An 11969-nucleotide genomic window follows, 5' to 3' on the forward strand; every position below is an offset into this window, starting at 1 on the left:
CTTAGTTTCCGAACACGGAACTGATCGCTTCTCCGGCTTCCTGCAATCCGTCCGCCAACGCGTTCGCATACGGATCTTTTACGCTTTGAATCGCGGATAAGTTCGGAGAGGATTCCAAAGATAACGCTTCCGTAAAAATTCTCATGGAGCGAAGATACGCCCAGGGAATTCCGATCCCCAAAGTGAACACGACTAAAAAGATCGAAATGAACGCGTTGAGAAAAACCGTTCCTCCTTTGAGATCGGAGCGGAAAGAAATTTCCTGAAACTTCGTGTGATTCCAAAAATAGTTATGAAGATTCGCTTCGAACCAGAAGAGATAAATTCCCGCGGTAAACGGAGTGAAAAAGATTCCCTTGAGATAAATGAAGAATAATTCCTTTCCCTTTCCGTGATACTGAAAGTCCGCGTTTCCCAAATGAGAATGTTCTACGAAGAATTTTTCGAGTTTGTTGTAAAACCAAGGAGAATAGATTCCGAGCGTAACTAAGGATAAAAGCGCGTTCGGAATAAAAAGTCTCACGAGATGTCTTACCTTTCCGCTGAATCGAAACCGGATATTGTTAAACGAAGTTCTACTTAGGAAATACCTTCTCGATCCGATCGCGATATACGGGATCGCGAGAAGAATACTGGAATATAAAAGAAGAGTGAAAAGAATCGTAGCCCAAAGTCCGAGTTTGCCGCTTAAAAAAAACAGACCCGCAAAGACCAAACCGAAAAGAGCGATGATTCCCATTCCTTTTAGGAATCCGATAAAATTCTCCTTACCGGTTCCGTGATAATCGAATCTCTGATTTTGAAACAACAGATGTCTGTGAATGAATTTTTGAGTATTTACCTTGGCCCAAAAATAATAAACGCCCGCAGTGATGATCGTAAAGAATATATTCTTAAGATAAATGAGAAACAGTTCTTCTGCCTTTGCATCGAGTGAAAAACGATTTGCCGATTCGGGCCGCATAGTGGTCTCCTAAACTTGTAGATCGATCAGGATAGCGGCCGATTCTTTTCGTTCAAGAAAAAAATTTCCGCGCCGCCCCGTTTAGGCAGTGAGCTTCCGATATGTGGAAACGAAGTCCTCGAAAAACTTGGATTGATCGAGGGCGTAATCCAATACCATCGCTCTGGTTTCGTCGTTTTTCAAAAGTTCCCGGTCGTTCGGGATCAATAGAGGGCCTTCGAGTCCGGCCTTGAGAAGAACGTGAAAGTAACTATTGTCGAAGTTATACGGATTCGACGTAAGAGATTCGTTGCCGAGCCATCCGATCGTACGCGCGCCCGAAATCAAAACCAGATCCCGAACTCCGAGTTTCATCTTTTGAAGACAAGGAAGCTGATCCTTTTGCGTCTGCATGCCCAAGGGAAGAATCTGAACGACTTCGTTTATCAATTCGTCCTTTCTTCCGGATTCGATCGCGATTCTCGGTCCTCCCGATTTTTCGATCGCGACCGCTCCCGCGAGCGCGAGAAAATCCGCGAACGAAATCGGAACCTGGGAACGTTCCACAAACGTTTCTTTGGCTTCTTTGATTTGATAATAATTCTGAACGAGATCTCCGTTTTCCGGAAGTTTGGCGAAGTCTCGAAAGGATTCCGCGGCGGACAATCCGATCCATTCGTTCTTTTCGTTAAAGAGAGAAGAAAGATGATACACGAGTTTCAACCAGCTTCCCGTTTCCCGTACGAGTATGATTCTTCGGAGCGCGTTTCTCGCTTCTTCCCAAGCGTTCACGCTCGCTTTTTTGCGGATCTCCCGGATCTCGTAGAGTTTATATTCTCCCGTTTTTCCCTTGAGTTGTGTGGAGAAGGTTCTTCCTTTGAGAACTCTTTCCTTGATCTGTTCGTACAGAGATTCGGAGATAAGAACGGAAGTTCCTGCCTTTTTCGTTTTCGATTCGATCCGACTCGCTATGTTGACCGAATCTCCGATCGCGGTGTAAGACATGTTCGCGGGATGTCCTAATTGTCCTAATATGCAAGTTCCGTAATGTACTCCGACTCCGATCCGAAACGTTGTGTGAAAATGCGACTTTAGATATTCGTTCAAAGAATAGAGTTCCAACTCCATTTCCTTCGCGGCTCGAAGTGCGGAAAGACATACCTCTTCGGGAGATCCTCCTTCCACTCCGAACAACGCCATCAATCCGTCCCCGATATACTTGTCGATTTTTCCGCCGTGTTTTAATACGATATCTCCCATCTTGTAGAAGTATCGATTGAGAATATGGATCACGTCGTAGGGAAGATGCGATTCCGAAAAACCGGTGAAGTCCCGAATATCGCTGAACAAAATCGCGATCTCCTTTTCTTCTCCCGAAGTTTCCGCAGAACCGGGAATGGTGAGATTGTAATCCTCGTCGTCCAAGACGATTCTTCTGACTCGAACGTCCCCTAAAACCTTGGCTTGGCAAGCGAGTCGAACCGCCTCGGGAAAGCCTTTCTTTTGCGACAGATCTTTTTCTTTTTGTTCCGGTTCGGATAAATTGGAAGGATTTTCCAAAACTAAGACGCGGCAAGTGGAACAACGAGCGTTTCCTCCGCAAGCGTGCGTATGAGGAATCGAATTCGATAGACTAATTTCCAACAGGCTCTGGGGCGCGGAATTTTCAGGTAAACTAATTTCTTTTTCGTTTTCGAAATTTACGAGAATCATTAAAACCTTCCGGATTTGACGGGGATATAAAAAAATAATTGGCGTCTTATATGGAAGAGTAGAATTGCGGACTCGGTTGTCAATAGAAGAACTCGACCGAACGTTGCGGAGCGGCTTCCCGAAAAAACTAACGCGAGTTTGCGGGGATCGGAAGTGAAAACATTGTTAAACGAATTATTGTTTTAGGATCGCTGAATGGACGGAAACCAAAATTCTCCCGAAGAAAATAAGGATTCAAAGCCGGTCATACTTTTGGTCGACGACGAACTGATCATTTTAAGAGGTTTAAAAGAACAACTTAAACTTGCGTTCGGTAAGGACTATGATATCGAAACGGCGGAAGACGCGGAATCGGCTTGGGAAATTTTGGAAGAATACTCCGAGAAGGGAATCGATATTCCCGTGGTTGTCTGCGACCAAGTGATGCCCGGAGTCAAAGGGGACGAACTTCTCATTCGAATCCACAATAAGAATCCGGAGATTCGAAAGATCATGCTTACCGGTCAGGCTTCCGCGGACGCGGTCGGTAACGCGTTGAATCACGCGAACTTATACAGATATTTATCCAAACCCTGGGATTCGAACGATTTGATTCTCACCATCCGAGAGGCTTTGAAGTCCTTCTTTTCGGATCAATCCCTTACGGAACTCAATCGCAAGTTGGAAACGACTCTTTTATACGATCGGGACACCGGTCGTCCGAATTTGGAAAGTTTAAGAAGGGCCTTGGACGCGCGCGAGTCCGAGGGTTTACAATCCACTCTTGCGGTGATTCGGATCGAATCGTCCACGTCTACGACGCACCATTTCGGAGTGGGAGTATATCATAAAGTACTCAGTCAATTTTTGACCTCTCTTTCGACGTTTATGGGAAAGTCGGGAAGACTGTTTCATCTTTATCAGGACGAGGTCGCGGTTCTTTCGGACGTGGAGGAAAGCAAGTTCCATTCTTTGCTGGTGGCGTTTCGGATTCTTTTGCGTTCGGAATACATAGAAGCCGACGGAATTTCCTTTCGTGTGAACGTTTCGATCGGAACGGCGACCCATCAATCCGCTTTGTATTACAAGGCTCGGATCGCGATGATGCACGCGGCGCAAAACCGGGAACTCGAACTGATGAATTATTCCAACGCGATGGAAGAAGGGGATCAATATCAGATCAATCTCGTTCTCGGAAGAAAATTGAACGACGCGATCAACGCGGGGAACGTGATTCCTTATTTTCAGGGAATCTACGACAACAAACTCGAAAAGATTACGAAATTTGAATGTCTTGCGAGAATTCAGGAAGGGGATAAAGTATACTCCCCGGCGAGTTTTATTTCCATCGCGAGATCCACGGGGATCATCCGTCTTCTGACTCCGATTATGATCGAAAAGTCGATCCGCTATTTCGCAAAGTATCCGGAATATTCCTTTTCGGTGAACATCTCCGAATCGGATCTGGAAAAGAAAGGTTTCGCGCTTTGGGTCATCAGCCGTCTGCAGCACTACGAAATCGACCCGAGTCGTCTAACGCTGGAAATACTCGAAACGGACCGTCTTCGCGGGGGAGAAAGGGGTTTGGATACCTTGAAGGAACTCAAGGAATGCGGTTGTAAGATCGCGATCGACGATTTCGGAGTGGATCAATCCAATTTCGAAAGGTTGATGGAAATCGATCCCGATTATATCAAGATCGACGGAAAATTCATCCAAGGAATCCATCTGAGCAAAACTCCGTTCCTTCTCGCCTCTGCAATGACGGAGATGGCTCATCGTATCGGTGCCAAGGTAATTGCCGAATTTGTAGCCGGAAAAGAGGAATTTGACACCGTTCGATCCTTAGGTGTGGAATATTGTCAGGGTTATTATATCATGCAACCGGCTCCGGAGATTCTTCCCATCCCTCAAGTTTCGTTATAACGTTGTTTGTCGTTTTTTTCCAAAATTCGCTTGCCATTATTTTTTTTCCAAATAACGTAACGCCTTGCGTTTTTTGCCAAATAGGTGAGTCGAATAGAATAGGTGAGGGTGAGTACTTCAGTTGGATAAGGCGATTCTTTTTGTAGACGATGAAGCTCTGATCCTGATGAGCATGAAGTCCCAGGTAAAACGTCATCTGGGAGACGGGTACAGGTACGAAACGGCTCTGGACGCCGGTGAGGCTTGGCAGATTATCGAAGAATTAATTCACGAAGACGTAAGAATTCTGATCATCATTTCGGATTGGCTGATGCCGAACGTAAAGGGCGACGAATTCCTAAGACAAGTGCACAGTAAATATCCGGACATTCAAAAAGTGATCGTGACCGGTCACGCGGACGATTCGTCCATCGAAGCCCTCAAGAAAGAAATCAATCTTCGTTCTTATCTCAAAAAACCTTGGGACGAACGAGAACTCGTTTCCACAATTACCACTGCATTAGAAGGTTGAGCGCGCCCTGTCGAACGACCCATTGGAAGTGAGACGCTGAGTTAGGAAGCGTTTCATTGAGTTTCTTAAACGCGAAAGCGGTTCAAATCAAAAGCCAGCGGAGCGCCTGGCGTTGATCCTCAGCGCAGCCGAGCAAAGCGACCCCAGAACATGCGATATTATTCTGTCTTAAGCGCAGCCCAGCAAAGGGCCTCACTTCTCGCCTCCAAACTCAACGTTCGATCGGTAAGAATATCTTAAACGAAGTATTACCGGGAACGCTTGCGAGTTCGATTCTTCCTTCGTGTTTTTGAACGATCTTTTTCACGATGTCCAAACCGAGTCCGCTTCCTTCACCGGGAGCCTTGGTCGTAAAGAACGGTTCGAAAATTCTTTCCTGAATCTCGTTCGGAATTCCAGGGCCGTTGTCCTTAACTTCCACCATCAATTCTTTCCCGAGATTTTTCAAACGAAGAAGAATCGTTCCCTTAAACTGCATCGCCTGCAAGGAATTGTAGATAAGATTGGTCCAGATATGCAATAGGTCGTCCGGAAAACAGAGAATCGGTTCCACGTCTTCGAAGTCCTTTTGAAGATCCACGCCCTTTTTGAGTTGGTTGTGATAGATCGTAAGAACGGTTTCGATCGTGTCCTTGACCGAAGCGGAGATCTTTTCCCCGGCGTTGTCGAAGTGGGAAAAGTTTTTCAACGCGTAAAGAATTTTGGAGATTCGATCCACGGCCACTTGAACCGTTTTTGTGTTCCTAAAAAAGTAGGATTCGAGCGCGGAATATTCCAGGATCAACGCGGATTGTTCCAAAAGGAGAAGAGGAATAAACTTCTCGTTCAATTCTCCCAATCCCATGTCGACTAACGTGTCCGCGTAGGAAACCGCGAGTCTTGTGGGGATTTTTTTGGATTCGAGTACGCTCGTGATCGCTTTTTTGCGGTTCCTTTGTTCCATTCCCGTAAAGTGTTCGTTGCTCTGAATGGCTCGCTCGATGAACTCCGCCGACAATTCCCGCATCTCTTTGTTTAGAGTTCCCATCGCGATCTGAACGTCGGGAAGAAGAGATCTGAATCTATTTAAGCATTCTTGAATATTCTGATTGGATGCCTGAACGGCTCCGATCGGGTTGTTGATTTCGTGCGCGATTCCCGCCATCAATTGTCCGAGCGCGGCCATCTTCTCGGATTGGATCAACTGAGACTGCGTTTTTTTCAGGTTATCCAACGTGTTTTCGAGTTCGTTTTTTTGAATCTCGATCAGTTTGTTTCGGACACGGATCTCGTCGTTGATGATTCTCAATTCTTCCGCTTCCTTAAACGGAGTCGTGTCCACGATATTGATGGAAAAGAACGTGCTTCCCTTGCTTACAAACATTCTCTGGCTGATGATGGCAGGAAAAGAATTTCCGTTTTTCTTTTTCGCGACGACTTCGATGGAATCCTTGTTTCCGATCGCGAATTTTTTTCGCGTGAGTTCGTGGAGCGATTCCTTGGACAACAAACGGGCCACGTTGAGTCCGATCGATTCTTCGGATGTATAACCGAATAATTTCTGAAAGGCCGGGTTCGAATCCGCGATTCGTATCGTTCCTTTTTCAAGAAGAATGATCGCCTCGTTCGAGAATTGATAGAAGGTTTGAAATCTCGTCTCGGACGCCTTCAATTCTTCCTCTGCCTTTCTTCTTTCGGTTACGTCGGTTACGGTTCCCACGATACGGATCGGTTTGGAATTCTTATCTCGGAAAAGTTTCGCCTTCGCTTCGACCCAGGCGATTTCTCCGTCCGGGAACACGACTCTATGTTGAAAGTATAAGTCGTCTCCTTCAGAGTTTCCTTCGAGTATGTCCTTTAAAAGTTTTTCCATACGAGGACGATCGTCTTCGTGTGTTACGTTCCAGATCGTTTGCAGATTGGGTCGAAAGTCTTCCGGTTTGATCTTAAAGATTTGAAACGCCTTTTCGGACCAGGTCAGTTTATCCTCGTGAATCTCCCAACTCCAACTTCCCATGTTCGCGGCGTTCAACGCGAGTCTGAGTCTTTCCTCGCTTTCTTTGAGTTTTTCCTCGGCCTTTTTCTTTTCGCCGATATCGATCATCGCTCCCATCATACGGAACGGTTCGTCGTTTTTATCGTATAGAAAAACTCCGCGATCTTCGACCAAAGTATATCCGCCGTATTTCGTTCGGAAACGATACGTGGATCGGAACTTGGTCCTTTTGGAAACGGCTTCCTCCAATTCCTGAATGACACGATCGAGATCGTTCGGATGAAGATACTCGGTCCATTTATCTATATTAAAGTTTTGGAATTCTTCCAGCTTGAATCCGGTTATGGAGAACACCGCGCCCGCCCAAGTGATGTTGCCCGTGGCTATGTCGTAGTCGTAGACGATGCTACCCGTTTGTTCCGCGACGGTTCTGTATCGGTCTTCGCTGGCTCTGAGTTCCCGTTCCTTCAAAACGTTTTCGGTGATGTCGGTTACGAGAAAAACGAGGGAAACAATTTCCCCGTCCTGATTTTTTACCGGAGAACCGTTTACGGAAAGATACTTGATCTGTTTTTCCGAAGTGACGATGGAATGTCTGATGTCGTATACGGGTTTGCCGGTTCGCATAACAACGGTAAACGGTTGGTCTTCCTCCTTCCATTCGCCGCCGTCGAGGGACTTCGCTTCCCATTGTTTCGAGTTGTAGCTTCTGGAAGTGATGTCTTCGAGTTGGATTCCGAGTACGTGTTCGGAACTTTTGTTGGCGTAAAGAATTTTGCCTTTCGGACTTAAGACCACGATGGACGTCGCGCTATTTTCCGTGATGGAGGAAAGAAGATCGCGTTCTTGAGTCAATTCTTCCTCGACTCTTTTTCTTTCGAGGGCGTTCATTACGATTTCGGCGAAGTTTCTTAGCAGTTGATTCTCGAGCGCGTCGAAATCCGCTTCCTTTTTAACGCCGACTTTTTCGGAACCGAAGCCGAGTCTTCCTCTGAGTTTACCGCCGATCAAAAGCGGAACCGCGGTAAAGGATTCGATTCCGTTGCTCGTTAGAAGAAGACGATCCGAAGTAGCGTCTTTGGGAAGATCGTCCACCTTTTCGATCTTCGCGATTCTTTCGGCCTTCATCTCGGTCGTAAAAAAACTATGAGGATCGATTGCGTCGACCTGATTCAGGGAAGAATTTTTTGCCTTCGCGTTCGGATCGATCCATTCGTGAACCACGGTCCGAGTCGTATAGTTCTCATCGTAAAAGACGATGTTCGCTCGTTGAACGTTTAAGAAGGTTCCCAACTTTTCCAAAGCGGAATGGATCGTGTTCGAAATCTCGGATAAGGGAAGATTGATGATGTCCCTCGAAACGACGGTGGTGATCGATTCGAAACCGAGACGAAACTGAATCAGTTTTTCGATCTTTCTTTTTTCGCTGACGTCCAGAACGGAACCGATGATCTTTAGAATTTCTCCCTTGTCGTTTCGGATCAGTTCGCTTTGATTGAGAATGGTTTTGATCTTTCCGGATTTGGTTACGATTCTATATTCAATTTCTCGAATGTAGTTGTTCGAGATCGCCTCGGAGAAATAATGTTTCACCCTTTCCTTGTCGTCGGGATGAATCAACTCTTCTCCGTAGATTCCCTTTACACTTTCGTTGGAAAGTTCGTAGATCGTGCTGAGTTGTTCGGAAACCGACATGAGGGAAGTGGAAAGATCGTATTCCCAGGAACCGAGTCCCGAAAGTTTTTGAGATCTCGAAAGCGCGGCTTCCTTTTCTTTGAGTTCCTGTTCGGCTCTTTTTCTTCGGTCTATGTCCGCGTGGATTCCGTACATCTTGAGCGGATTTCCGTTTGCGTCGAAGTCCGTGAACTTTCCGACCGTGATTACCCATTTCCAGGAACCGTTCTTACATTTTAAACGGAACTCGGCTTCGTAGACGGGAGATTTTTTTTGGATATAATCGTTTAACGCGGTTTCGACGCGGGGCCAATCCTCGGGATGAATGAGAGATCTCCAAGTGTCCGCGTGGGGCCTAAGTTCGCTCAACTTATAACCCAACATCTCCGCCCAATATTCGTTGTAGGTGTTGCTATCGCTTTTGACGTCCCATTCCCAAAGACCCAATTCTCCGCCTAAGATCGCGGACTCGAGTCTCTTCTGATTTTCCTTCAGTTCGTCTCGGATCTTTTTTTGTTCTCTGAAATCGAGAATACTTCCCCGAACCAAAAGATTTTCTCCGGGAAGGGCGATCAAACGAACCTCGCAGGGAATGATCTCGCCCGACTTCGACCTATGAAGCCATTCGAACGTGACCAGTTCTCCTTGAATCGCTCTTTGCACGTAGGCCATCGCGGCTTCGGCGCTCGGTCTTCCGTCCTCTTGATGCGGCGGACTGATGTCGACCGGACCGAGATTCTTAAATTCTTCTTTTGTGAAATTGAAAATGTCGACGGCGCGTTGATTGACCGAACGGAATTTTCCGGTGGGGATGTCCAGGATTACGATCGCATCGGGAGAATTTTCTATGATCTGAGAGATGCGCATCTCGGATTCTTTGAGGGATTCCCTAAGGGTTTCGTTTTCCCTTACTTTTTGCTCCAAGGAAAGAATTTTCCGAGTGGCTTCCTCGTATTTTTTACGAACGTCTTCGAGAGAAACTTCGTCTTGGTTCATCGTTTATTTTCCCGAGCTAAATTCGGACGAAGGGAAACACATTAGAATTTTATTACATTCTAAAAAGCGGGATTTTGACGAGTTTTGAATCGGTCGTTCGGGTGGAATCGAATTCCAAGTGCGAACGGAAGTGTTATGTCTTAAATGCTTTCTCATGGATGATTTACAAAGAGGACAACCCGCTTAGTTATTAGTCTCTTGTCGCATTAAAATTCATTCGGTCCGAAATGCGATTTTTCGAACTATACTAGGAAATTATAAAATATGGATACTTTTATATAATTTATTCTCAATTTCCGAAATCCCAAACCTCACCGCGCCCGATCGTTCTTCGGAAAACGGGAAGAAAATCCGATCGTAATGTTTCCACGAAGATTATAACCCGAGTTTCTCGAGCGCACCGAAAATTTAGAAAAATTTCCCAAAAAAGACGCAGAATTGTCTCAATTGGTTTTCCCATTCTCCCTTCTTTCTCGTCTGAAAGATCGTTCTCTTTCGTTTCGTCGAAAGAAAATGTTTTTCCGAGTTGATTCTTCTCTTTGTTTTCTATTTCTGTATTCTTCCCGGGTTGCACTTGAATCAAAGAGCGGCCAATCGGAAAAATCATTTCTGCTTGAAATTCGAAAAATAAGAAATAAAAAAATGACAAGGTTGTAAACATATGAGGCTTAAATATTTCCTTCTATCCTTATTCTGTTTGTTCTTCTGTTTCGGAAATTCACTGATCGCCGCCGACATCGTCCGTTTGAAAAACGGACTGATCTATCGAGGTAAGGTCGTTCTGGAGGACGACGAAAAGGTTCTTCTTGCGGAGAACGACGATTTTATACGCTATATCAACAAGGAGAATGTGGTCAGCGTCACATACGAAAGACCTCAGGATAAAAACAAAAATTCTTTTACCTCTTCCGATAAGGACAAGGATAAAGATAAGTCTTCCGCGAAAGAACCTCCTCCGCATGCCAATCCTTATGCGGGAATCGCGACTCCGATAGAAAGAGAACCGCCTCACGCCTCTGCCCAAGGAAACGACACGACCATCGACGTGACTCACGAGATCGTCACGGACTTTATTTGGCGGGGACTTAGTTTTTCCGGAGAGATGGCCAATCGTCGTAGAAACGACAGTTATCCTTCGACCACATTCGTACCCTCGTATCAACCTACGATCGATATCAATACTCCTTTGAAAGGATTTAAGATTCAGTTTTGGGGAAACTTCCAGCTAACGGAAAGAAACGACAAGGATAACGACGGACGTTTTCAATTGTTTCCGGGCGGTCCGGGGCCTTCTTATCCGGGTCAAGGAAATCCATTCACCGCTCCGAATCCGGATCTTTTAAATCAGAGTTGCGTCTACGATACTCAAAGCAACTTCATGAGCGGGAACTACGCGACCGGACCTACTTGCGGAGGTCTTACTCCCACCGCTCATAAGGAACAGAACGGTATGAAACGGGCGGACGGTTTGTTCTACGCTTTTTATTATACGTTCGAAAAGACGAGTTGGGGAAAGTTCACCGTGGGAACCTGGTTCTACAATACGTTTAACAAAAACCCTGCTTACGTCTCTACGCCGTTAGGCGGTTTCAATTCTCTCGCGGCTCAGGGAATCACGAGTTCGAACAACACTTCCAATCAGGTGACAAGACTTGCTTGGCAGGAATATTACATCTTTTGGCAACTTCCGTTTCTTTCTTACTTAACTCCTACGATTTCGTTTTATACTCAGATGAGTCAGGAGAATGCGGGACTCGCGGCGGGTAAGAATTATCTTTCCCTCTATATGAGCCACGAATATTTCGCGGAAAAGTTTTTTAGAATCACTCCCGCGGTCAACATCGGTTACGAAATGTCGAACAACATCGTGGACAACCGTTACGGAATTCAGGACATCACGAGCAGTTTGACTTTTTACTTCGGTAAATTCTTCATCAAAGGAAACCACGTATATCGTCCCAATCTGTATATGTACGATACGGACAATTATTACGGGGCGACCGGAGGCTACGTTAACCGAAACACCAAGGACGGTTTGATCGTGGATCCGCATAAGGTCAACGGTCCGGTGAATCAATACATATTGGATCAGATCACGAACAGTCCTTTGATTCCGGACGCGGGCGACGGGTCGCTTCGACAAGCCATTCGGGAATCGTATTTATTGCAGAAAATACCGGCTCATTTATTTTGGTTCAGCGTCGGTTTTTCTCACAGTTTCTAAATATAAAAAACAAAAGAACATAGGAAGA

6 protein-coding genes are annotated in these 11969 nt (G+C 45.7%); 3 read left to right on the forward strand and 3 right to left on the reverse strand.

Annotated elements, in window-relative coordinates; genetic code table 11:
• Window position 1: 1 nt before the first annotated feature.
• On the reverse strand, window positions 2-964 hold the full coding sequence (locus LEP1GSC052_RS20445; protein WP_010574219.1) for a YjgN family protein: 963 nt from the start codon (window positions 962-964) through the stop codon (window positions 2-4).
• 81 nt (window positions 965-1045) lie between these two features.
• Window positions 1046-2656 (reverse strand): peroxidase family protein, encoded by a 1611-nt coding sequence (locus LEP1GSC052_RS20450; protein WP_010574220.1) that lies wholly within the window; start codon window positions 2654-2656, stop codon window positions 1046-1048.
• A gap of 195 nt (window positions 2657-2851) precedes the next feature.
• Here LEP1GSC052_RS20450 and LEP1GSC052_RS20455 point away from each other — a divergent pair, with 195 nt between their 5' ends.
• Window positions 2852-4561: an EAL domain-containing response regulator gene (locus LEP1GSC052_RS20455; protein WP_010574221.1), complete on the forward strand. Its 1710-nt coding sequence runs from the start codon at window positions 2852-2854 to the stop codon at window positions 4559-4561.
• Between the two features lie 121 nt (window positions 4562-4682).
• Entirely contained in the window at window positions 4683-5072 is a 390-nt protein-coding gene (locus LEP1GSC052_RS20460) for a response regulator (protein ID WP_010574222.1), read from the forward strand.
• A 211-nt stretch (window positions 5073-5283) separates the two neighbouring features.
• Here LEP1GSC052_RS20460 and LEP1GSC052_RS20795 read toward each other — a convergent pair whose 3' ends face one another.
• Window positions 5284-9717 carry a PAS domain-containing protein gene (locus LEP1GSC052_RS20795; protein ID WP_010574223.1) on the reverse strand — a complete coding sequence of 1478 codons (4434 nt, stop codon included), beginning with the start codon at window positions 9715-9717 and terminating at the stop codon, window positions 5284-5286.
• A 661-nt stretch (window positions 9718-10378) separates the two neighbouring features.
• Here LEP1GSC052_RS20795 and LEP1GSC052_RS20475 point away from each other — a divergent pair.
• Window positions 10379-11941 (forward strand): LA_0442/LA_0875 N-terminal domain-containing protein, encoded by a 1563-nt coding sequence (locus LEP1GSC052_RS20475; RefSeq protein WP_010574225.1) that lies wholly within the window; start codon window positions 10379-10381, stop codon window positions 11939-11941.
• Window positions 11942-11969: the final 28 nt, after the last annotated feature.

Source organism: Leptospira kmetyi serovar Malaysia str. Bejo-Iso9 (assembly GCF_000243735.2).
In the GTDB taxonomy this organism is placed as follows: domain Bacteria; phylum Spirochaetota; class Leptospiria; order Leptospirales; family Leptospiraceae; genus Leptospira; species Leptospira kmetyi.